General features: G+C 62.8%; 22 protein-coding genes. 14 read left to right on the forward strand and 8 right to left on the reverse strand.

Going from position 1 to position 23,159, the window contains the following annotated elements; genetic code table 11:
* Window positions 1-41: 41 nt before the first annotated feature.
* Window positions 42-581 carry a hypothetical protein gene (locus tag VV02_RS23880; RefSeq protein ID WP_052595711.1) on the forward strand — a complete coding sequence of 180 codons (540 nt, stop codon included), beginning with the start codon at window positions 42-44 and terminating at the stop codon, window positions 579-581.
* Between the two features lie 7 nt (window positions 582-588).
* On the opposite strand, the gene VV02_RS23885 is transcribed toward VV02_RS23880, so the two are convergent.
* Window positions 589-1,341, reverse strand: coding sequence for a replication-relaxation family protein (locus VV02_RS23885; protein ID WP_245633232.1), 753 nt, complete (start codon window positions 1,339-1,341; stop codon window positions 589-591).
* Here VV02_RS23885 and VV02_RS27260 point away from each other — a divergent pair.
* The gene (locus VV02_RS27260; RefSeq protein ID WP_245633239.1) at window positions 1,285-1,440 is read left to right on the forward strand and encodes a hypothetical protein; all 156 of its coding nucleotides are present in this window, start codon (window positions 1,285-1,287) and stop codon (window positions 1,438-1,440) included. The two genes, VV02_RS23885 and VV02_RS27260, sit on opposite strands and share 57 nt — an antisense overlap.
* Before the next feature lie 134 nt (window positions 1,441-1,574).
* Here VV02_RS27260 and VV02_RS23890 read toward each other — a convergent pair whose 3' ends face one another.
* From VV02_RS23890 to VV02_RS23905, 5 genes are all read right to left on the reverse strand, one after another.
* Window positions 1,575-3,869, reverse strand: a complete 2,295-nt coding sequence (locus tag VV02_RS23890; RefSeq protein ID WP_052595715.1) for a type IV secretory system conjugative DNA transfer family protein — start codon at window positions 3,867-3,869, stop codon at window positions 1,575-1,577.
* 550 nt (window positions 3,870-4,419) lie between these two features.
* Window positions 4,420-4,617, reverse strand: coding sequence for a hypothetical protein (locus VV02_RS23895; protein ID WP_052595717.1), 198 nt, complete (start codon window positions 4,615-4,617; stop codon window positions 4,420-4,422).
* 2 nt (window positions 4,618-4,619) lie between these two features.
* Entirely contained in the window at window positions 4,620-4,850 is a 231-nt protein-coding gene (locus VV02_RS23900) for a hypothetical protein (protein ID WP_052595719.1), read from the reverse strand.
* The gene (locus tag VV02_RS26565) at window positions 4,844-5,122 is read right to left on the reverse strand and encodes a hypothetical protein (RefSeq protein ID WP_157063523.1); all 279 of its coding nucleotides are present in this window, start codon (window positions 5,120-5,122) and stop codon (window positions 4,844-4,846) included. The genes VV02_RS23900 and VV02_RS26565 overlap by 7 nt, the downstream gene beginning before the upstream one ends.
* Window positions 5,119-5,343 carry a hypothetical protein gene (locus VV02_RS23905; RefSeq protein ID WP_157063524.1) on the reverse strand — a complete coding sequence of 75 codons (225 nt, stop codon included), beginning with the start codon at window positions 5,341-5,343 and terminating at the stop codon, window positions 5,119-5,121. Before VV02_RS23905 ends, VV02_RS26565 begins: the two co-directional genes overlap by 4 nt.
* 208 nt (window positions 5,344-5,551) lie before the next feature.
* Here VV02_RS23905 and VV02_RS23910 point away from each other — a divergent pair, with 208 nt between their 5' ends.
* From VV02_RS23910 to VV02_RS23925, 4 genes are all read left to right on the forward strand, one after another.
* On the forward strand, window positions 5,552-6,340 hold the full coding sequence (locus VV02_RS23910; protein WP_052595723.1) for a hypothetical protein: 789 nt from the start codon (window positions 5,552-5,554) through the stop codon (window positions 6,338-6,340).
* A 778-nt stretch (window positions 6,341-7,118) separates the two neighbouring features.
* On the forward strand, window positions 7,119-7,655 hold the full coding sequence (locus VV02_RS23915; RefSeq protein ID WP_052595725.1) for a hypothetical protein: 537 nt from the start codon (window positions 7,119-7,121) through the stop codon (window positions 7,653-7,655).
* Between the two features lie 68 nt (window positions 7,656-7,723).
* Window positions 7,724-8,554, forward strand: coding sequence for a hypothetical protein (locus tag VV02_RS23920; protein ID WP_052595727.1), 831 nt, complete (start codon window positions 7,724-7,726; stop codon window positions 8,552-8,554).
* Between the two features lie 273 nt (window positions 8,555-8,827).
* Window positions 8,828-10,915: a KAP family NTPase gene (locus VV02_RS23925; RefSeq protein WP_157063525.1), complete on the forward strand. Its 2,088-nt coding sequence runs from the start codon at window positions 8,828-8,830 to the stop codon at window positions 10,913-10,915.
* Between the two features lie 393 nt (window positions 10,916-11,308).
* On the opposite strand, the gene VV02_RS26570 is transcribed toward VV02_RS23925, so the two are convergent.
* On the reverse strand, window positions 11,309-11,875 hold the full coding sequence (locus VV02_RS26570; RefSeq protein WP_157063526.1) for a hypothetical protein: 567 nt from the start codon (window positions 11,873-11,875) through the stop codon (window positions 11,309-11,311).
* A gap of 730 nt (window positions 11,876-12,605) precedes the next feature.
* On the opposite strand from VV02_RS26570, the gene VV02_RS23940 reads away from it, so the two are divergent.
* A complete protein-coding gene (locus tag VV02_RS23940) occupies window positions 12,606-15,137 on the forward strand; it encodes an AAA family ATPase (RefSeq protein WP_157063527.1) in 2,532 nt (843 codons plus the stop codon).
* Between the two features lie 36 nt (window positions 15,138-15,173).
* Here VV02_RS23940 and VV02_RS23945 read toward each other — a convergent pair whose 3' ends face one another.
* A complete protein-coding gene (locus VV02_RS23945) occupies window positions 15,174-16,709 on the reverse strand; it encodes a hypothetical protein (RefSeq protein WP_052595739.1) in 1,536 nt (511 codons plus the stop codon).
* Between the two features lie 225 nt (window positions 16,710-16,934).
* Between VV02_RS23945 and VV02_RS26575 the strand changes: the two genes are divergently transcribed.
* The 7 genes from VV02_RS26575 (at window position 16,935) to VV02_RS23970 (ending at window position 23,076) form a co-directional block, all read left to right on the forward strand.
* Window positions 16,935-17,609 carry a hypothetical protein gene (locus VV02_RS26575; protein WP_157063528.1) on the forward strand — a complete coding sequence of 225 codons (675 nt, stop codon included), beginning with the start codon at window positions 16,935-16,937 and terminating at the stop codon, window positions 17,607-17,609.
* On the forward strand, window positions 17,606-19,024 hold the full coding sequence (locus VV02_RS26580; protein ID WP_157063529.1) for a hypothetical protein: 1,419 nt from the start codon (window positions 17,606-17,608) through the stop codon (window positions 19,022-19,024). The genes VV02_RS26575 and VV02_RS26580 overlap by 4 nt, the downstream gene beginning before the upstream one ends.
* A 291-nt stretch (window positions 19,025-19,315) precedes the next feature.
* Entirely contained in the window at window positions 19,316-19,909 is a 594-nt protein-coding gene (locus tag VV02_RS27495) for a nucleoside monophosphate kinase (RefSeq protein ID WP_083450399.1), read from the forward strand.
* Between the two features lie 123 nt (window positions 19,910-20,032).
* Entirely contained in the window at window positions 20,033-20,515 is a 483-nt protein-coding gene (locus tag VV02_RS23955; protein WP_157063530.1) for an HD domain-containing protein, read from the forward strand.
* A 92-nt stretch (window positions 20,516-20,607) separates the two neighbouring features.
* Entirely contained in the window at window positions 20,608-21,774 is a 1,167-nt protein-coding gene (locus VV02_RS23960; protein WP_052595745.1) for a hypothetical protein, read from the forward strand.
* A gap of 141 nt (window positions 21,775-21,915) precedes the next feature.
* Window positions 21,916-22,158 (forward strand): helix-turn-helix domain-containing protein, encoded by a 243-nt coding sequence (locus tag VV02_RS23965; RefSeq protein ID WP_245633182.1) that lies wholly within the window; start codon window positions 21,916-21,918, stop codon window positions 22,156-22,158.
* A 108-nt stretch (window positions 22,159-22,266) separates the two neighbouring features.
* Window positions 22,267-23,076 carry a hypothetical protein gene (locus VV02_RS23970; RefSeq protein WP_052595750.1) on the forward strand — a complete coding sequence of 270 codons (810 nt, stop codon included), beginning with the start codon at window positions 22,267-22,269 and terminating at the stop codon, window positions 23,074-23,076.
* Window positions 23,077-23,159: the final 83 nt, after the last annotated feature.

Consider the following 23,159-nt stretch of genomic DNA (forward strand, 5'->3'; position numbering starts at 1 on the left):
ACCGCCTCCCGGCGTCGGTGCCCACGCGTAGCGTTCCTCGCGTGAGCTGGTTCACGACTGACCACATTGCGGTGCTGCTGTCGGTGGCAGCTGCCCTCGGTTCGCTAATCGGGTGGTGGCGTAACCGGAAAGCCGCGCTCGGTGCTGCGTCGGAGGCCGTCCAGGCACGCGCCGTTGCTGAACGTGCGACGTCGGCGGCAGAGCGATCCGCTGCTTCGCAGGACTCGATGGCGCAGTCGTTGCGCTTGCTGGCCGCGCGTACGGACCGAGTCGAAACGAGCCTTGATGAACTCCTGCCGACGCGCTCGCCCGACTGGGCGGTTACCCCGACAACCGGTCGGCACTTCCATGTCCACAACATCGGCAACGCGACGGCGTACGAGGTGCGGCTATCGTCGCCAACTGCCACGACGTTCGATCCCCCCGACCCGATCGCGGCCTGGCCGGTCGGTGTAGCGCGCGAGATCTTCGTGCTCGGATCACGGCTCACCGGTGTCCCAAAGTTGGAAATCGAATGGAAGCAGACGCCGGTGGCACCAGACACCGAGCACCGAGAGTTTCCGTTGGCGTCGAACTGGTAGAGGACGCTCATAACGCACCTCCAGTCGACAGCGTCTGCTGGAGCGACTCGGCGGTCGCGAAGCGGAACAGCAGCGGGTCGAGGCGCCCGAGCCGGTGGACCCGGCCGGTGAGCGCCAGGACGCGACTGGCTGCTCGCTCACTGTCGAAGATCCACAGCACCAGTGGGAAGCTACCGCCGGTATCGGCCTGTTCGAGGCCGCTGCGCCGGTAGGTCTCGTACGCCTCGCACTTGGCGACCAGGGTCGGGATCGACTCGGTACCGAGGTCGACCTCGATGAACCAGCGGTCCTCAAAGACGCCTTCCGTGTCCTGGCCGCGGATGACTGCGGCCAGATCTGGTTGGAGCTGTTGCCGTTCCCCGCCGAGCCCTGGGTAGTTGCGACTGGCCGCGCCCTCGATGGCGACATCGGCCGTCGCGTGCATGTTCCGCGCGACAGCGAGCACGATGAGATGCGCGTCAGCGATCGCCAGGGTGTGCTTCAGGAACCGTGTCGTCGGGTCATGCCGTCGGTAGCGGTCGCTGCGTCCGGTCAGGACTCGGTAGCCGGCGCCGGTCAGGTGCCAGGTGGAGATCGCCGAGCCGGCCGTCAGACCGCCGACCCGGCGTCCATCGACGGCGCGGATCAGTTGTTCGCGCTCCAGCCGGGCCAGCGCTCGGCGAGCCACGCGTTCGCTCGTGGCCACGTTGGCGTGGTCAGCGAAGTGGAACTGAGCGATCTGGCGACTGGTCTGGAAGCGGTGCTCAAGCAGGCCTGCCAGGACGGCTCGATCTCGTTCCAGGAGCTCGGCCCGTATCTGCTGGCGGCGGCGCTTGCCGACGTAGCGGCTGGGTCGGGTCGGTGGGTTCTTCGCCTGTGAAACTGGCGAAGTATTCGCGTCCCGAAATGGCTGGGATGCGGCTGTGGTCTGCGGGGATGTGGAATAGGAGTGAGGGCCGGTAGGACGGTCGGGAGGACAAGTGGAGTCAGACGATGAGGATGGGTTTCGGGTCGTCATTTCCGCTCCTCCCGTTCCGCATCTCTGTCCGTTGTCCCGTCAGTCCGTCCGTGTTCCAGCACCGCTGGCGGAGCTGGTTGGAGCGCCGTTTGGCCGTGTCCGGTGCGGCGTCGGCCCAGCGCGGGTGTTCGCCCCGCCGGGTTGTGTTCGGCGCCGTCCGGGGCGGACGTGGGCACGTTCGGCCCGACAGTGGTTGGGTCGCCGGCCGGGTTCGCGGAGTGCGAGCGCGACCGGTCGAGCAGGCCGAGGAGGTCGGCTTCGATGTCGTCCAGCGCTTGGCCGTACTGAGCTTCGGAGTGGGTCTGGACGTCTTCCCAGGTGTGCGTCGCGGCAGGGAGTGCTTCGGTGGTCAGTGAGACCCAGGGCGTGTTGCTGTTGGCGGCCAGGATCTTGGCGTACGCGTGGTAGGCAGGCAGTGAGTCGAAGTCGTCCTGGGTGAGCTGTCGGTCACCGGCGGCGACAGCGCGCGCGTCGGCCTTGCTGAGGTGGAAGAAGATCTTGGTGCGGGTATTAGCCTCGATGTCCTCAAGCAGCCCGCCGAGCTGGTTGCGGTGCTGGTGTGCCGCCGTGATTGACATGCCAAGTCCACGGGCTTGGGCGAGCGCGTCGGCCAAGGAGCCGGGCAGGCGCAGGTAGTCCTGGACTTCGTCGATGTAGACGAATACCGGGTACCGCTGATCGGGTGGCACGGTGGTGCGCAGCAACGCGGTTTGCCACAGCTGAGAGACGACGAGCGATCCGAGCAGCTGGGCGGCTTCGGGGCCGATCGAGTCCTTGCCGAGCTTGACCAGGAAGATCTTCTTGGCGGTGAAGACGTCGCCGATCGAGAAGGCGGGCCGTCGTTGCCCGAACACGGCGCGCAAGGCGGGTCGGAGCATGACGGTGCGCAGCTTGTTCAGCAGCGGTCGGATGGCCTGCTCCCGAGCCTGATCGGACATGGCTTCGTAGCCGGCCCAGAAGGCGCCGAGCCCGAGCGGGTCCGCCTTGGCCTGATGGCCAGTGATCGAGCGTCGGAAGCCCGGATTGGTCAGCAGCAGCGGCACCATGACCAGCGACGCGTCTCCGCGGCGGGCAAGGGTGAGAACGGCGGCGTGCAAGATGTCGCTGCTGCGCGGTCCCATGGCCTCTTTGAACAGCGACTTGAAGACGGCGAGCACGGCGTCGGCCGCCAGATCGGGAGCAACGCCGCTGATCGGGTTGAGACCAACCGGTCGCGAACCGCTCGGGTCGAGCACGACAACGTCATCGAGACGATCGGCCGGGATGCGCGCCAGCACGTCGTTGACCAGGTCGGTCTTCGGGTCGATGACCACGACGCCATCGCCGCGGCCGATGTCGTCAAGGGCCATCTGAGCGAGCAGGTTCGACTTGCCAACTCCAGTCGGTCCAAGCACGTGGCGGTGCCGCAAAGCATCGGCCGGCGCCTGCGCGATCGGCCGTCGGATGTCTCGGGCCACGCTGGCCGTGGCCAGCCCGAACGGTGTGCCCTCAGATGGATGGACGGAGCGGGCGGGGAGCAACTTCGGGTGCCGCGGTGGCACACCCGGCAGCTCAGCCTTCGGGTCGACTGATGTTGGCCAAGCCAGCAGTGGCACCAGGTCGTCGACCGACAGCCAGAGCGGCCACAGAAACGGAGAGCTCGCGGTCGCGACCGAGCGTGTGCCGACCCGGCCGAGGGTGATCGCCATCTCCGGCGACTCCAGCCCGCGCAGAGCGGCACCGACCGAGCCGACCAGTTGTTTGGCGCGTGCCTCGGTACCGGAGCGCGCAGCGATCCGGATGGCGCAGCCGAAGCCGTGCTGCCCGTGCCGCGTGGCTAGGTCAGCGGGCCGAGCGTCGGTGCGTTGCGGTGGCCGGTGTGGCCACGTCCGGGCACCCAGCACCAGCTGGAAGCGAATGAGCTCGGTCGGTGAGACCTGGCTCAGCGCACCCAGCAGGGAACGCGTCACCGAGCTGGTCTCCGGGTCGGCCAGCGGCAGATGGCGACTACGCGACACCTTGACCTGCGCGGCGACTAACAGATCGCCGACGTCGGCGAACGTGTCGGAGGTCGCGCCGACCAAGGTGTCTGGCAGGTGGGTCGCGACGATGTGTGTCGCCTTACGCACCACCACGTCGTCATCGGCACCGATGCGCCAGCTGAGGCGTCCACCACGGGCGATTGCCTCGAGGATGAGGCGCGGTTGGTTTGGCAGCGCGGCCAGCCCGACCAAGATGGCTCGGGCCGCTGCCGGCGCGATCGTTGACGGAAGATCCAGCTCGCGCCAGATGACTTTCCGAGCGGCGCTCACGCTGCTCCCCCGTCCGATGCATCGGACGCCGAGTCAGGATCCAAGGGTGCGGTACTTGCTGCCGAATCCGCCGTAGTCGCCTCCGCCTCTGCCTCGGCTTCTGCCATGGCCATAGCGATGACCGCTCGGGCAATCCGGTTCACGTCCGGCTTGTCTCGCAGCTCACCCCGTACGGAGATGTGGCGTTCACGGCCGCGACGGGATCGGCCGCTCGATGGGCGTTGAGAATCATGACGACTCTTCGGGGCCTGCGGGCGACGATTGGCGTGTGACTTCTTCCTGTTCTTGGGCATGACGAATAAGCCCTCCTTTCTGTTCGTTGATTGGTTTGCTGTGCGACTTATGCGCGTTTCACATTGGAAACGTTTCGCTGCGTCCTACTATGCGTTTCGGCTCAGAAACGGTCAAGATTGATTGTGCATTTCACAACACCGGCTGGAACGTGCGCTCCAAAGAATTCTGAATGCCGCAGATATTGTCGGTGCCACAACAGAGCCGAAGTCGGTGCCGCAGGACCTGGCGGCCCTGCGAGGCAGCACGAGCAGGGCCGTCACCAGCCTCGGGTGCGACGCGCGACGAGCCAGCCACCGCCCAGTCCCCCGAGGATGAGCGCTCCGATGCAGAGCGGCACCCACACGGCGCAGATGATCTGCACCGCGCCGTAGAGCGCCATGGCACCGATCAAGACAGCGGTGCAGGCGCCCACCGCCCGGTCGAGCAGTCGCGTCGGGTTCGAGTCGTTGGCCATGGCTACTCGAACGGGTTGCGCCATGACTGACCAGCGGCACGGTTCATCTGCCGCTTGGCGTCACGAGCTGCATCGGCAACATCTGCATCCGCCCGGTGCAGTTCGCGCAGCAGCCGGTGCTGCTGCTGTCGCTCTTGGTAGTCAACCCAGGCGGCGGTGGCGTGTACCGCGATGACGAACACCAGCACCAGAACGATGGCGAAGACGACCACGGATCCGAGGAACGTCACCATGGCTGGTCACCACCACGCGGTGTGCCCGGCTGCTCGAACCGACGCAAGTGCTCGCGCAACCGATCGTCACCGTGCGCCAGATGGTCGGCGTAGGCGCGCAGCTGTCCTGCCCGGACGACAGCATGCGGTTCGACATACCGGCTGGCCCTGAGGCGGTCACGCCCGTGCTGGCCACGCCGAAACCGCGCCAGACAGCCGGCCAGGTATCTGAACGCGATGACGACACAACCACCGGCAGCACCAGCCAACGCATCCGCCAATACGGAGTTCACGACGGGAACTCCGATCCGAAGTTGCGCTGCACCCGCTGCGCCTTGTCGACAAACCCAACCTCGATGCGGCTGAGCACTGCGTCGAGGATCGGATCGCCGTTCGCCAGCTGACGGCGATAGTTGTCGAGATCCACCGCTCGCTCCATGATGCGGCCCGTCAGTGCCGCCTCCGCATCCACCTTGAGCCCGGCAAACTTCGTCTCGTTGACGAGGTTGGCCACCGCTCGAGCGTGCTGTCGCTCTGCCTTGCTCGGTACCAGGCCGTGGCGGTTGTCGGCCCAGCGCTCCAGTTCGTTTGACATTCGTTGTCTCCCTCCGGACCGGGAGCGGATGTCACGTCGTTCGTGACTGTCGATCCGTGCTCCCGTGATCTGTCTGCAATCCTTCGATCACGAGCCGAAACGAGATAGGCGATGTGGAGGCCAGAAGTTGGACAGTGAATTCGACATCGCGGCCTCGCTCGAGCCGACGGGCTCAGTACCGGACCGAGCGCTGGCCGAGTTGAAGAAGCTGCGGGAAGGACGCGGGCTGACGGTCGATCGGATCGCACACTCGCCGAGTCTGTTGTCGGCTACCGGCACGAGCGACCCGGCCGAGGCGTTGGCGATCATCCGGGCTGCCCTGAGCGAGCTGGGCGACAACGACCGGGCCCGAGCGCTCAGGGTCGACTTCGGGCTCAACCTCGAGCAGGCAATCCTTCGGCCGCCAACCGGACGTGAGATCGACTACCTCGGCGACCGGCGCAGCGCGTACGCCACGATCCTCGGATACGACGTCAAGACTCTGAGCCGCTGGTCCGACAAGACGATCAGCGAGCTACGCGGGAAGCTCCTGACCGACCAATTCGACGGACGGATCATCGTTGCGGCGGGCGTGAAGCGACGGCGGGTCACCGGCGTCGAGGTCATGCAGTACGACCAGACCGACACCGAGCTCAGCCGTGGCAAAACTCTGGGCTTCAAGAACCCGGAGGACACGTCGCTACCACTTGTGCTCTACGGCTTCCCACGGGACTGGCGACCGATCTCCATCGGCTTCGTCGTTGCCTTCCTCGACGAGGACTTCCCGCGTACAGTCTCGGCTCTTGTCGCGGACACGATCATCGACGTCGGGTTCGGCCATGAGCGGACACCGCTTGAGATTGATGACGGGATGGCGAGATGCCGCATCGACCGTCCGCGGCGAGATCAGCTATATGGGGTCTGGTGGGAGTGGTAGCGCCTCTGCGCATCCGGGTCCCGGCCGGGCCCGACCTCACTGTCGACCGAGAGACGCTCGAGCTACCTACCGCCGACCGCTCAACAGACCGTGGTCTTCCTACCCGCCGGCGAGGCAATCGAGCGCGCGATGAGCAGACGCTAGCGACCCGCCTTTCCGGCACTGCGCGACAACCACTAGTCAGGGCGGACTGCATCTGGCCGCCCAAGAGGGTGATGTCGCCCGTGGAACGGTTCCTTCCCAGACACCCAACCCGGCACGTCCTTCACGCATCTGAGTGGTCGAGTGATGTGGCGCCGACGCTAGGAACGAGCCGTGCGACGAAGCACGGAAGCACAAGAACTGGAGCGACTGACAAGCAGAATTGGAGCCAGGCGGCACTTACGTCCGACTCAGTCGGGGGAATTCATGGCGTACGAACCCGAAGACGTTCGACGTGACCTTCTGTATCTCCGCAAGGGGGTCGGGTACTCCCCGCGCCGGCTGGCTCGACGCACCGCTCTTCGAGCCGCTCTTGGCGGCGCTGAAGAGCGTGAGCCGATCGCGCGCGAGCGACTGATCTCGGCGATCCGATCGTTACGTGACGAGGACGCCGAGCTCCTGCTGCTGATCTATGGACTTGCATCGGCCGCGGAGGGCATGGTGCGGCTGCCAGATCGACGCGACGTCGCTGCCAAGCCATCCGGCATCGGCCGTGACGCCCTTGCCGATCGCGACGCCGCTGCCGTCGATCGGCTGCTCATCCAGCTGGTAGCCGAAGTCGCCGATTCCGTTGCGCGTGCCGGAGTCTCACAACGGCGTCGTCCAGCACTCCGTCGCGGTCACGACGCTCGTCCAGGATCGCCGACTCCTCGAAACGAGGCATCACTACCAGTTCTTCGCGACGTTCGACGGCGCGGAGTACCTCGTGTGGGGCACGGCGGCCGAGGAGGTCCCAGAACCTGTCGGTGATGTCACCGTGAAGACTGTCCAGGTCGAGAACGGCTACCTCCACCAGTTCTGGCTCCCGGCGCCGATGCAACGCGGACGGACGTACGATCTGCGCTTCGTGATGAAGGGCGATCCAGGCGATCCGCTCTGGCTGATGGGTGAAGGGCTGGCCTTCCACGAACCGGTGCGAATCGCACGCTTCGAGGCGCGCTTCCAGGGCGAATGTCCTCCAGTGGTCTGGTCCTACAGCGGTCTCACTGCCCTGGAGCAGCCCGGCATTCCACGGGCGACCAACCAGCTGGGGCTAGATCCCAAACGAACTGTCCAGGCAGAGTTCTACGACCTGTATGGCGGGCTGTACAGCGGGCTAGCCTGGGACTGGTGATCGAGTGAGGACTTCGGCGTGACTCGTCTGTCTGACGGCTCTGCTAAGAAACAGCTATGAGAGCTGGCATGACTCCAGGAGAAGAGCAGCGCCTCCATGCGCAGGTTGCGCGGGAGCAGCAGACACGTGCCATCTGGGCCGTCGCTGAAAACCTCAGAGGATCGCTGATCAACAAAGGGCTACTACTAGCGGCGTCATTGATTGTTATCGACACCCTTCTCGTCTCGCACTATCAACCTGCCACCGCGCTGGCGCTGCTTCGTTCCACGCCGACGATGAGCCTACTGACCGGCGTGCTGCTGAATATGGGGCCAGTTCTAATAAACGTCGGCATCGTTGCCAGCTTGATACGGAGCGTTGGTGCAGCGGCCAAATCCGAGGATGTTGCCGCGCTCACCTATGGCGGCGTTGCGCTCGGCCTGTTGTTCCTTGCTGGCTTCGTTGTGGACGAATCAATGCTCATCCGATGGTATCTCATGGTGGCGATCGTGGTTCCTGGGTTGACGGCCGCATACTTCGCGCGCAAGAGCGCCGACGAAGATGACTTGCCCGGCCTTGTCCACGCGGTCGCACTAGGTATCGGCCTTGCTTGCGTCGCGGTATATCTCAGCACTGACACTGTGCGCCAGAGTGTCATGCACCCCTATCTTCCACCTGAGCGCATAGTTTTCTCGCCGTCTACATCCGAACAATCATCAACAGAGATCGGATACGTCCTCTCGACCGACAATGCCTGGGCAACGATTATGCGGGAGCGTGATCGCTCGATCATCTACCGACCGGTCGACACGTTGGTCTCGCGCGATGCGTGCCTACTTCCGCAAGACGAGCCAGTGAAGCCCAGAAGCCGAGCCGCCGTCAGCACTGCAAAGACTCCCGCCTGTAGATGGCGCAAGTGAGCTCGTGACGCGGGTACGGAGACGTCGCGTCCTCACAGGAGAGCTTGGGTTACCGATGTGACCGCGGGCGGCCCAGGCACACACGAACTGCTGGGGTTCTAGCTCCGGCCGGTTCAGCGCCGAGATCTGCAAGGTAGGGCTGGCTTAGCACCCTGCGACCCGGGCGACCTCCTCCAGAACAACGGGTATCGGCGTAGCTGATCGCAACACATCCTCTGTCCTGCAATCTGCGGTTCAGCTCCGCACGGATCTGCCAGGCAGGAGGATGTGGTCATGACTGATGCGGTATGGACCGATGATGCTCTCCTCTCTGGGGAAGAGGACACGTTGGGCCGGCTCCCATACGCGCAACGCGCCGCCGAGCTGATCCACTCGACGCAGTCATTTAGGTCGAGTGCAGTGTTCGGTCTGAGCGGCCCGTGGGGAAGCGGCAAGACCTCGCTGGTGAACATGATCGTCGAGGAACTTCAGACGGCCCATCGTGAGTGGGCGGTTGCCCGATTTACGCCCTGGGCGACCAGCGACATCTCAGGGCTCCTTGGGGAGTTCTACGCTGCGCTGGCCGAGGCACTGCCGCGGAAGAGGGGAAAGAACGTTCGGCGCGCGCTCTCCATCACAGCCGCAGTGGCCGCTCCTGCGGCCAACGTTATCCCTGTCGCGGGGGGCGCAGCCTCTGCGGGCGTCAAGATGGCCGCCGACGCCTTGACAAAGGCCCCATCGTGGCAGTCGGCCTTCGACAAGGCGGCTCACAAGTTGAAGGAGCTCAAGCTGCCGATCCTGGTGGTGGTCGATGACATCGATCGCCTTCACAGCGATGAGCTCATGGCGTTGCTAAAAGTTGTCCGCCTCCTGGGGCGCTTCGATGGGGTTCAGTACCTACTGGCCTACGACGACGAGACGCTCTACCGGAGCATGTCCGCCTCGAGCACGGTGAGTCCTCACGATGGGACCGCCGAACGCTTCATGGAGAAGATCGTGCAGTATCCGCTCTTCGTGCCGCCGATCCTGCGACACCAGCAACTCGCGCGACTTAATGCCGGATTCGGGCGGGTGTTGCGTCAGTACAGCGAAGACGATCCGAGCTATCGGGTCAGCGGTCTCATCGACTGCTTCCTTGCGCTCCTCACCACACCTCGGGCGATCGACCGCTACATCGCCCAGCTGCATCACCACATCCCGCTCCTACCGCCGGACGAGGTGGACGACGAGGACGTGCAGGTCCTGACCCTGGTCCGCGTCAGTTTCCCATCCTTGTTCAACGCCCTCCCGATGTTTAGGGACAGACTCATCTCGGGTCACATCGGCGAGATAAAGTCCACAGGGAGCCCCCTAGAGTACGAGCCTTTCGACATCAATGCTCTCCTTGAGCTCGTACCGCTGGGCAAGCGGGACGTCGCTCGAGAGCTATTGACCTCGTTGTTCCCGAAGCTGCACGTCGAGGGGCAGATCGCTACGCACGCAAGCCCGCGGCGGCAGAGCATCCAGCACGAGGAATACTTCGACCGGTACTTTGCGATGGGCATCCTCGACCACGACATCAGTGATGCGGACGTTCAGGCAGCCGTAACCTCAGCGGCTGCTGGCGAGCCCGCCGACCTGACCAAACTCCTCCTCGAGACGACAGGCGACCGACGTGGCTTAGTTTTGAGCAAGGGAGCCAACCCTGACCATCATCCGACAATGGGTGCGGGCCGAATTCAACTTTCCAAAGCACTCGCGTCGATAGCGAACCACCTTCCGTCCGAGGACGCTCTTCCGTTCAGTCACCTCGATCAGGTGCTCATCTGGATCGCAGACCTTCTGGCCGAACTGCCAAAGGACACTGCATCACAGGACCTCGGGGTCGTGATTGACCAACTTGCGGACGCGGCACTACAGATTCGGGCCTGGAAGCGAGTCGGGAGCGCCGTCAGGCGGACCCACCAGGATGATGCGCCGCCGTGGTTCAACCAGACGACGGCTCGGCTTGTCGTGAGCGCCGCCACGAGCGTCGTTGAGCATCTTCAGGGCGGGGATGACGCAGAGCTGCGATTTGGAGTCGGCTACCAGATCCACTTCGTGCTGCGTCACGATCCTGACCTCCTCCGCACACCCGTCCGCGAGCTGCTTGACGCGAAGGAGATCTCGTTGTCCGTGTTGGCTTCACGGATCGTCTCCGTCCGCACCATTCTCGGCACGAAACCCGACTGGCAGCTGTCTCCCGACTTCGATCAAGAGACTTTCAACCAGATCGCACCCCCAGGCGACGACCCCTGGTATCACGAGCCAGCGGAGAGCAATGTGGACATCAGGGACCTCAGTTGGGCAAACCGACGCAGGTTCGTGACAGGAAAGGTGGACCCACCGCCGGCCTCCACTTAGGGTCCGCTGCTCGCCGGACACAGCCACACTCCGCTCCGGAAGCGGCGCGAACGCAACAGCGAAGAGTTCTAGCAGTTACTCAGAAATCAACGACACGAAGAACTTCTCCAACGCACGCGGATCAACAGATCCGACCTCGTCCAAAATTTCCGCAGTCGGACGATGAGTGACCAAACAGAGGGGCGCACCGGCTTGGTGACCGCATTGGTCACCGAGCCGGTGCGCGTTCAGCGAGCGTGACCGGGCAGCCGCTGACGCTGCGGCGCAGACGAAAAGGACCCACCCGGTTGAGGGGTGGGTCCTTGACCGGCATCGGTCATCCGGGTCTGTGGCAGTGCGAGCGATCTGCGGCTTGAGCCGCGACCGGTCGATCAGTGAGCTGTTGCGACCGCGTCAGGGCATCGGGCACGCTCTCGTTGGGCCTGAGTTGCTGGTGAAGTTCATCAGGCAGATCCAGGTGTCGCTTCCGGCTCCGTTCGCCTGGACGAGGCGGACGCTGAACCTGATCGCCTTATTGGCAGGCAGAACTGGGCTCGCTTGGGCGCGCCATCCGCCGCCAGCTGGAGCGGCGATATTGGCACTGTGGATCCCAGGATCCGGGGCGCCCTGCTTGTCGAAGATCGACCAGTAGTAGACGGCGGTTCTGCGGCTCGTTTCCTTGTTGCTTCGGATGCACAGGGTCGCCTTGCCGGGCGCGGTTGTCGGCTTGTACCACCTGACCTGCCACTGCATGTATGGGTCCTTTGTCCCACTGTGGCTCCAGCGCAGGTTGTAGTTGGGTGTGTACGTCCAGAAGTTGTCTCCAACCAGTCCGGACGCGACCCCGACTCCCTGGGTGCACGCGACACTGTCTGCGGCCGACGCCGATGGTGCGGTCGCGACCCCCGTTGCGCCGATAGACCCGCTGGCAGCCGCAGCAGTTACCAGAATCGCGCTCAGTCGCTTGTTCAAAATCTTCATCAGACTCTCCCTTTGTCATTCCCCAGTGCTGGGACATCCCCGGAGCCCAGACTTTCCAACGGTGCGTTCTTGGGTCAGCAATGTGCCCCGACGTCGTAGACCGGTGTCGTTTTACGTGCGACCGACTGGGTCTTGAAGGCGTTCGGATTCGTCACGTTATAGATCCTCACTTCCCCGTAGTACTCGCCCGGGGAACAGGGGGCTGTCCCTGACGGAACCTGGCCGCCCTGCGCACCGCTTCCAAAGTTCATGCAGCGACTGGACACTGGAAGCCACTGCCAGCTGTACGGAGGCACCCATCTGCCGTAGTTCTGGATCGTGCACATGGACTTGATCGCGCTCGTTCGGCTCGAGAGCGCGCCGACCGACCAGGCACCTCCCCCCAAGTGCTGCGTGACGCTGAGCGTGTTACTGGCCGCCGACGCTGGCGGTGGCGATGCGGCCAGCCCGGCTGCGAGACCTAACCCGGTCGCGAGTCCGATGCACATTGTGCGACGGCGCATCGTGTAGCGGCTCTTCTTGTCTGCGAACACCTTGAGATCCCCTTACGCGTCGGTGCTTCTTCTGCCGCCTCGCGCTCTCGCTCTCGGCCGCTTGGCTCTGACAACGGGCCAAGCCTGTCGCGGGTCAAGGCGTGCGCCCAAGAACCTCGGACGATTTCGGACAGCTCGCGGCCCTAGTCATGCGTGAACCTGGTGGGGTGGCTCCTCATCGGGATTAACCTTCATGTGTGGGGGGCGTCGACGCTGCACCGCTGCCGGGAGAGGCCAGGAGTCTGCCGGAGTTTGTCGCTGCCCTGCGTCAGCTGAAGGTCTGGCAGGGAGATCCGTCGGTTCGGGAGCTGGCGCGCCGGATCACAAGTCGTCGGCGGGATCGGGCGCGCCGTGCCGGGACTCACGGCTGGCAGACGATTGGACCGAGCACCGTCGGGAACTGTTTCAACGTTCGTCGCCGTCGGCTTGACCTAGATCTACTTGGTGAGCTGTTGAGCGCGCTTGACCTGGACCCGGCCGAGGCCGTCCAGTGGACTACGCGAGCTCGTCAGCTGCAAGCCGCTGCTGCCGACCGGCTAGAAGCTCTGCCGCAGGCTCGTCCTGCTTCACCTCGTCCAGGGCTGCTGATCAGAACTGATGCCGTTGGCACAGTCGCTGCGTCCGCCCGAGCCATCGTTACAGGGCTCCCAGGTGTCGGCAAAACCACCGTGGCGTTGGCGGCTGGCAGACAGATACTCGAAGCCCGACACGCACCCCCGGTGTCATTGCTCTATATGGCGGTCCCGGACGAGGCGGACTCGATCGGTGCGACCACCATGTTGGCAGAGCTGCTGCGCTCCAGCACTGGAGAGCCCTCCTCCACGGGGACACTCCGACGACGCACGGTTCGGGACCTTGTCGAGATGCTGGTGAACGCGCTCGGCGAGCGCCCGGCGGTCCTGGTACTGGACAACGTGACGGGCACTGATCAGATCCGCTGGGTGAGTCAGCTCCCGACCACCATTCCGGTGATCGTGACGTCCCGCCGACGCCTACGACCTGCGGGCTTCGAGGCGATTCATCTCGAGCCCCTTGATGGGCACGCCAGCACGGCGCTGCTTCAGGCCCTGGTTGAGGACTCACACCAGCCGGATGGCTCGACCGACAGTTGTTCGGGCCGCCATGGCCAGCGGACCACGTCGGACCTCGCCGAGCTTGCCGTCCTCAGTGGCGGTCTGCCCTTGACGCTGGCTGCGATCGCCGCCGCCGTGAACGACCGCGCTAACTGGACAGTGACCGATCATGTGGAACGGCTCAGATCCGTACCGACGCTCCTCGGGGTGGAGGATGCTCTGAGCGAGTCCTATCGGCGTTGGCCCGAGGTCACCAGAGATCTGTTCGGCGTCATAGCGGACTGGCCAGCCGCGACCGTTCCAACAGCGCTGACCGAGGTGCTGGATCCTCGGTCGACTGGGGATACCGAGGTTCTTGTCGCCGAGAGCATCCTGCAACCTGTCGACGAAACGTCATGGGCGATGCACGATCTCGTCGCCGCGTTCGGCCGACGGCGCGCCGTGGAGGACCTGCCTGTCAGCAGACGATCCGAAGCCTGGGAACGTGCCGTGGCCTGGTACGTCCAGCGATTACAAGCCATAGCCGTGGCTCCTACTGATGGTCCGCATGTTGACGGAAGATCCCCTGTGGAGTGGTGGCGCGCCGAACGTACGAACATGGTGAGCGTCGCGGACGCGTTGGCCCCACGAGGCATGCATCATGCTCTGGTCGACTTCGGCGAGGCGGCTGTTTCGGCGGGCGAGCGCTTCGGCGACTACGACCTGGTGCTGCGGGTCACGACCGCCGCGGGCCGATCCGCCCGCGCTCTTGGGCATACCGAACGAGAAGCCGGTCTGTGCTGCGGTCAGGCTCAGCTGCACCGCCGGCTGGGGCATGTCACTCAAGCGCGACGAGACGTGCGCCGTGGGCTACGCCTGTTGGAGGAGGATCCATCCGATACCCCGACTCGGGCACGGCTGCAGCTCTTCGCAGGAGTCGTTGAGTTCACGTCACAGCGGTACTCAGCCGCACGCCGCCACCTGACGGCTGCGCAACGCACCTTCGAAGCGGTCGGAGACAAGGCGGGGCGCATGCGGTCTCTGGCCAATCTCGGCATCGTTGAGAAGGAGACCGGCAACCTCGCCGCAGCTGCGCATGCATACCGACGGGCAATCGCACTGATCGATGACGACGACGCCATCTCACGCGCCAGACTGCTCGGAAATCTTGGAGAACTCGAGATCGAGCGACTGGACCTCGACGCCGCCGTCGACGCTCTCTCCAGCTCCGCCGCACTCAACGAGGACCACGGCGCCCTCCACGACCAGGGAGTCGCGCTGGCCGGACTCGCCTGGGCGCACGCCTTGCGTGACGATCACACTGCTGCCATCGAGACCTTGCGGGCCGCGTACACGCTCGCCGAAGACATCGGGGATGACCTTCTGACATCAACCATCGAGTGCCGTGGAGGCGACGTGCAGCGGGTCATCGGTAACCACGTCGCGGCGAAGGAAGCCTACGAACGAGCCATCCACCAGTGCCAACAGCTCGACGCCGACTACACCCGCTACCGCGCCAGGGAAGGACTCGCGATGCTCGGCCTCGAAGCAAGCGACCCTCTCGCCCGGACAGCGCTCCTTGACCTGCTCGACACCTATCAACGCCTCGGCCTCTCTGACGTCGACAGAGTGCGCCGCGCACTCATCCAAGACCACCCAGCAATGGAGCGGATGTAGCCCATTGTTCATCCGCCCAGCTATTCAATCCGCGCCTCACGTGCGAACAGCTCCGCCATGCCTGCGCCACCACTTCGTGATGATCGTGTGGTCGTCGCTGAGCAGTTCTAGTCGGTCCAGCGCCCGGTGCTGCGACATGCCAGCCGCGTAGAGCGCTCGATCCGCCGTAGTCGGGTGCCTCATCAAGGTCTCAAGATCCACCTCATGGGGGATTCCTCTCGGCGTGTGGGCGTACCCGGTAAGCGCAGCGTTTCGGACCATTGGGTCGGGGTGCTCGAGCAGCTGTTTCAGGATGTCCTCTTCACCTGAGGTGGCAAGTCGGGCAATCAGTCGACAGCGCCCAGCAGCAAGGGCACGCGTACCGCGGCCCTGCAAGATCAGTTCTCCTGCAGCCGCGCTCACGATTCCTCGGTATGGGCTGGCGGCCACCAGACTAAGTGCGTGAAAGGTGTCCGCCGCACTCGTATTGGTGATCGCGGTCGACAGCAGCCGCTCGAGCATGGCGTCTTTGGTATGTGGAAGCGTGGCGCGTTTGACCACCTCGACGTATCGCGTGGTCTCGCGCGCTACCTCACCATCCGCGCCCACCTCCACCGTTTGGACACCATCAACCTGCAGCCCGGGCGGCAGCTCGGTTCGAGATGCCTCCGGAAGGAGGCGGACCAGCATGCGCAGATCGTCGCCAGGTGCCGGCTCTGCCTGGCCGAGAGTTGTGAGAGCAACCGCGAGCCGCTGGACTAGTGGTGGGCTCAGTCGGTCCTGGTGCAGCGGCTCCACCAATGCCAGCGCCGCACCAAATCGCACTGCACCAGTCGCACGTGACAACAGGTCGATCAGTCGGACGAAGACCTCGTCCTCTTGGGAATCGCCTAGTGCAGACAGCGGATCGACAACGCCTTGTGCGCCTGGCTCGGACACTGCGCGCATGATCGCTTCCTCGGCCAGAGCGCAGGTGTCAGGAAAGGCCACTAGACGCGATAGCGCCTCAATCCGAAGGAAGTACGCATGGTCTACGGAGCGCATCAGCTCATCGACCAGCTGGGCAATCCAAGCCGATTGAAGCTGCGGCGGTACGCCAAGGGCTGCGGTGGGCGGGGTCAGAACCCGGGCAAGGTGAAGCCAATCGCCACCGGTGAGAGCGTCGCTAGGGACCGCGTCGAAGAAGTGGCGGACAAGCCCGTCCACCTCCGCTCGTGGCGCTGGCCGGTCCTGCTCGAACTGCCATGGCCACCCGACCCAGTGGCGCGAGGCCATCTCCAATGGCCCGGCCAAAGCGCCCTCAGGCATACCAAGAACCAATTCGTAGCCACGTACCAGGTCTGATCCGACGGGACGGTCTCCATGCTCTGCGGCCGTCAATTGCGAGTCGCTCAGCCGTCGCGCGCCGCTGCGCAGGGTCCTGCCGACCTCCGCTGCGAACGCAGCGCCGGAGGTTTCTGATAGACCGTACCGACTGATCCGTAGCAGCCATCCGGCGCGAGCATTCATGTCGACCCTGCCACTCCGCTCAACCTCCGGGAGCCGGTCAAGCATCGGGCGCCGACCACGGTGCAGCGCGCTCGACCAGACCATGTCTCCACCATGACCGATCGCGTGGCAGTTCCGTGCGCGAACGCTCATGATGCGCGGAACACTGGCGCTCACACCCACCAAGGACAACGATCACTTGGTACGCGCATGTGTCTATCGGACGACCGGCTCTGCGCGCGGGGAGTCACCAGGGTCAGGGAATGGTGAGCGTCTGTCTCACCCAGGACAAGAGCGCGCAATTGTTCTCATCAGAAAGGTGCGGTCGAAATGATGGCTAGCAACTATCCCAGTAGAAGCATCATCATGTATTCTGGAGGACGTGATTCCTCCCTCGCAGCATGCCTCGAATTGGCGGCGGGGCGAGCCGTTGACCTTGTAACGGTTCAGACCGGCGCGGTCATTCCGTCTGAAATACGCAACTACCGAACGATGGAATTGCGGCATGCCTTTGCAGATGCTTCGATATCAGAAGCCAGGGTTAAAGCGCATGGAATTTTTAGACGCATCGCCCTAGAGAATCTCGAGAGCGACTTCAAGGCGTACGAAACAAACCTTATCCTCCTAGGACACCAACTCGCGATGCAATGCGCAACAATCGTCTACGCACGCCAGACGGGCGCTACTTGTGTCGTGTCGGGATTTAGCGGCTACCAGTCCGCGATGTACATGGAACAGGACGAATCGGCGGTCGCGATAAGTACGCTGCTCTTCGCAGAGAGCGGCATTGAATTTAAGGCACCGATCCTTGATTATCGTAGCTTGGATGAGGTGAAGTATCGTCTTCTAGACTTCGGCGTCACGACGAAGTCACTCGAAGAAGTATCGCTCTTCGCGGACAGCTTCTCTCAGCCGCAACCTGGAGCTATCGAAGGCTACCTGAACGAGAAGTTGGAGATTGCTAGAGACTACATTGCCCTCCGGACATCGGCCTTGGCAGAGTGAGCATCGTCGCCGACCGGGCAAGTCCGAGGATCTTTGCACATTTCTTGGACCACGAGATACTGGCCGCCATATCGACCGATGCTCGCATTCCAGTCGACAAGTTGGGCCGCCTGCTAACCCTTGCAATGATCGTTTCGCCTGAGCCTGTTCTTATTCCTATCTCCGTGCACCACGAGTCATCAGAACTAGCTGATTTGCTGTGGACCCTTCGCCCACTTGTCGACAGAGCCATGATCGCGTTTGTAGGACCAGAAGATAGTCCGCTAGACAATCTTCACGCTCGTAAGTTGCAATATGCAAATGACCGAGAAATTTTTAGTCCTATGTTCTCTCCCGTCTTGGAGGAGCACGTTCGCATCTACGACGAAGGCTGGATCCAGAAGCTTGGGAGCACGTCGGCCGCGATCGCGCAGTGGTGGAATGCCAGCGCCACTCAGGATGGTTCGGATCTTATAAAAGCGCTCTTCGACGCGCCACCATCTGCATGGCAAGTGGAACAGATCATCTCTGTTCCACTTGCCCTAAGAGGTCGACCACTAATTGGTGCGCTCATTGGTCGAGAGCTCCAAAATCTCGGACTACACGTGGCGGGTGGGAAGACGACACACACATCTCGCTTACTCACGCAGCAATGGGCGAAAAGTTACGCTATTGCATTAGACGCCATGGTATGCGCAGACCTCGGACCTGAGCTGAGGTTTGTTCCGGGGTTAGTCCCACCTGGCGTAGCGGCCATCAGCATGAGGTCCGCGTGGAGGATGCTCGAATCGATTGGGCTAATTGGAGATTGCGCCCAAAGCCTGATGAGGCTTCCGGCCAGCCGCTTGGCAGACGTATTCAGCAAACTCGCTACCGAGCGCCAGTACCTAGCATCCCTGGTGATAGGTACTGCGATGGGCGATCACACGTTTGAGGCGAGCTGGTTTCGTATTGCGCGTGCGATACGGGCCAAATGCGAACCGGAGGATTCCATCGAGACGTTACTCAGCACGTTCCAGAGGCAGTTTGAAATTGAAAAGACTCGAGAGGAGCACCTGATGATTGACAACAGCATCAATATTTCCGGAGGGCGTTTCGAAGGAAGCCAGCTAAACGCGGGCCAGGCAAACGTTGAGAATCGCACAGGCCAAGTCGATCCAGAAATCCTTAGGGTGCTGGCTTGGGCCGTGGGATCAGCTCGAAATTCTGAATTGTTCCTGCAATCACTGAACTCAGAACCACATATCTTACCTCAACCTGAGCCAGACGCAACGTCCGACATCGAGGAGCCCGAAGAAGTCTCCGCCAGCGAATTGACGTCTTCCGAAAGCGCTAAAGGGAGACTTCGGACGTTACGTGAGAATCTGTTACGTAACGCCACGTCATCTACCGTGATCGCGGCCGTTATTTCGAACATAGACAAGTTGCTCGGATAGGCGCCAATGGCCGCATCACCTGACTTGCGAGGCAGACTACGGGGCATGACCGCATGCTCTCGAACGAGACAATCCGGGGCGCACGTAGCGCGTCGCCTTGCGAGCCTCAAATGCCCTGATCCGGGTAGCGGGCCGACCGAAGTCGGACAATGGAACCGTCCCATACAGCGGCGAGCAAGTGTTCCGCGACCTCCGCTGTGTCTTGCGACACGAGAGGGGTCTCGCCACTGGCGCACTGTCGACGAAACGCTTCGGCAAATCTCAAGTATGTGAAGGGTCGGGTGAGACTGGATGACTTGGCAACCGAGCGCACTCACAATTGTGGGCAGACCAGGCGCAGGCAAAGGCACACTCGCAGCTGCTCTTGTCTCGGCAGACGCAACGTTCCGAATCGTGAGCACTGGAGCAATCGCGCGACGGGGTCGACGTGATCAAAGGATGGAGGCCGGTGGGCTGGCCGACGAGTCCTTCATTCGATCCCAGGTCAGAATGGAGATGAACCGACTTGCCAATCGTCACTTGATTCCGTTGCTCGATGGATTTCCACGGACTGTCGAGCAACTCGCCTACTTGGACACCCTTCTGGCTCCCGAACAATATCGTCTCGTCGCGGTACACATCGACGCCCCGAAGTCGGTATGTCTTGAGCGCATCTCGAGACGACGGGCCGCATCGGTCGCCGCGACATCCGGCAGCCCGAGGCATGATGACGCTAATGACGCCGCCGTCAAACGTATGGAGATGTTTGACAGTGTTACGTCAGACCTGATAGTCGAGCTGACCAATTCGCGTACGACCGTGACCATTGATGGCAATCAACCGGAGAGCTCCGTTTTCGCACAGGCAGCGAATGGAATTGCTCGGCTTAAGGCCAGTAGGAATTGACATAGCGGTCGTGTCGTCGTAACATAAGGCAAGAAAAGAGGGAAATAGATGAACAAAACAATAATGGATACCGTGACCGGATCTCGCATTGATCTGTCTCATCCTAGCTCGACGGATATAGACGTGAAGGACATTTCTAACGCGCTAAGTCGACTGTGCCGATTCGGTGGCCATTGCCAACGGTTCTACTCGGTAGCACAGCACGCTTTGCTCGTCTCTACGCTGGTGGAGGCGCTCGGTCGACCAGACTTGGCGCTGGCGGCGCTCCACCACGATTCTCATGAAGCCTACATTGGTGACATGATCAACCCTGTCAAAGCCTTCCTTTCCGCTACGGGCGACTCGGCGTTCCGCCAACTCGGTAAGTCGCTTGACCAATGCATCTTCGCTGCATTTCAGATCAACTTGGCGGCCACCGACGTGGCTGTAATTAAAGAGGCCGATGAGTGGGCCTTCGATATTGAGGTCCGCGAGTTGATGGCAGAACCCGAGAACATTTTGGCGGGCCCCTCCAAGGTCGCGCCGAACGGGATCACTATTGAGGTGATGTCACAGACTCGCGCGAGAGATCTATTCATCGCGCGCCACGCGTCGCTCTTAAGGTAGTCCGGCTCGATGTTGTATGCATAATTCGGCATCTCGTCGAACTTCCGCTATTCACATCGAGCGAAGTAGTTGTTAGAATACGAATAGCACGTATGGCCGACAGTGATCACCAACTTCTTCGCTCCAAGATGGCGCTCATCGGCGTTCTCTTCGCAGTGCTCGGCATATTTTTCATTTCGCTGAGCCGGTGGCTTACCGGGCTCGACCTCGAAGCCTGGGACTGGCTGCACTCGATTCCGTTCTCTGAGCTCGGCGCAACCCTCTTCGGCATCGGTGTTGTCGGCACTGCCTACGACTACTACACCCGTAAGGAGGAAGAGGAGAACGCCACTCGTCGTCTGCGTCGCACTCTTAAGGACGAAGCTCCCGTCATGCGCGACGCGGTCATCGAAGCCTTCGCGACCCGGCCTGAAGATCTCCGCCGTGTCGCGACACCCGAGCTCCTCGACGACCTCGCGACCAACGCCATGGGCCTGAGACTCGGTGACGCGCAGTTCGCTCGCGAGATCTACACCGACGTCCGCGATCAGGCAATCCGCGCCGCCGAGCGCTGGCACGACGTCGACGTGCGTATCCGGATCTCCACTGCAGTGGATAGGAGCACCAGAGGTGCTCCTCTCTTTGACGTCCTGGTCCAGTGGGAGTACACAACCGTGCCCAGCCACGCCGTGCGCCGCTTCGCCTGTGTCTCCGACCGCGATGAGTACCTCGACCTGCTCGACGACGTTCCAGCGACGAGCTGTTGGTTCATGACCCCACGACCTGGTCTGGATGCCAGCTCCCGCGCCAGCTTCGAACTGCTGAGTTTCAGCGTCAATGGTGAGGAACGGGCCATCCGCCGCTCAGCACGCAAGACCGGACAGACCTACAGCGCCCGTATCGGCGACGACCTGGTCGAGGCAGCTGAGCCGGTACGCATCAAGCACCTGTTTCGTGTCGTCACGCCGCAGAGCGGTCATCGCCTGTTCTTCGAGCTCGCTCAGCCAAGCCGTGACGTCAAGCTGGCTGTCGACTACTCCGATTCAGACATCGCGCATCTGAGCATCAGCGACCTGGTGACCAGCCTGCGACGGACGGAGATCAGCCGCTGGCCAAAGCAGCTCGGCGCCAAAGTGATCAGCGCCGAGCTACCCGGATGGGTGCTGCCGAAGGCTGGCTTCACCCTGGTGTGGACGCTCGCTAGCGAGCAATCCCCAGACGAGACAGCACCCGCTGCCACCAGCTCCGTCCGCCGCGCTCGCTCATCTGATCGAACGTGAAGTCGCCGCCACCAGCCATCGTCTCCGCCTCTCGGCCGTGCCCCGGACCGGCCGTTCGGGGCGGACTCCGAACATAGGACGTAAACAGTTGGGACGCAACGGCTCTGGATGGAAACGGTTGGGACGGATGGGCTTGGCCCTGTGCCCGCCGCAGAAGGAAAGCCGCCCCTGTCGCCCGCGACCGCCGAGTTCGGCGCGCGCGTCCGTGCACGGCGTCATGAGCTCGGGCTCAGCCAGGAGGCCCTCGCCGACCGCGGCGAGCTGCACTGGACCTTCGTCGGCCAGGTGGAGCGCGGCCAGCGCAACCTCTCGCTGCACAACATCTTGAAGATCGCTGCGGCGCTCGGCGTCGACCCGGGCGAGTTGGTCAGCGGGCTTGGATAGCACTCGGCGACGGGCGCTGGGTCGCTCTCCGCGTCGTGCTTCGGATGCGTCACGTAACGACAGCAGCACGCGACCTAGGCCCCGCTGGCATCGACAGATAGGACACCGATGAACGACGATGCAACCGGCCAAGCCGAGTTTGCCAACCGAGTTCTTGAGTCGATGACGGACGTGTTCTGGGACCCAGAAGTCGAGCGGCGAGGCGGCATAGAAGCGACGGGACCGATCGTTAAAGCGCTTGCCATCCTGACGCCAGGGCGGCCTGTTGAGGTACGTCTCAATGACGAGGTAGACCTAGTCGCCCGCGCCCGGAGCGGAAGTGCGGTCAAACGGGGCGAGGCCGTCACCATGGAGAACCTCGAAGCCATCGAGGGGCTTGAACCGCTTGATGTTGACATCAACGCGGGGTGGGTTCTCCTCGTCGTATTACCTGATGGTCAGCATTTCGCTCAGTTTGACTTCATTCAGAATCGCGGACGAAGTCTTCAGATTCTCAAACTTGCCTCGGACTATCTGGCAACTGCACGAACTGCGTCGAATGCCGAGTTGTTCGGCCCTGCGCTTGAGAACCTATTGGCCGCAGCCGAGCTCGCCATAACTGCTCAGACGTCATCGTTTGCCGCTATGCCTGGCGAAAGAAAGCGCCGCAATGTGCATTCTGCACGCCTGCACTGGAGCAAGGTCAATGTCGGCCTCGGGAACACCACCCCAACTGCACACGCCACCCTCGTCACGCTTCATTCGTTGCGAGCTGCGGCCCGGTATGGAGAGGGTGAACTCCCAGAGCAAGGCCAAGTCGAAGCCCTTATCCAGCCAGTCACCGACCTTGTCGAGGATTCCGCCCGCCGGATTGGTCAGCCGTTACGCACTCAAGACCCTGCCTTCACGATCGATGTTGATTTGCGGCCCTCCAAGTGACGGACTCCCTCGGGCCGAGGCCGTCCAGATCACGCCCGACTCGGCGACAGGTCCGACGTAGCTGAGGCACGCCGGCGCCCCTT

The sequence above is a fragment of the Luteipulveratus mongoliensis genome, from assembly GCF_001190945.1.
GTDB classification, from domain to species: domain Bacteria; phylum Actinomycetota; class Actinomycetes; order Actinomycetales; family Dermatophilaceae; genus Luteipulveratus; species Luteipulveratus mongoliensis.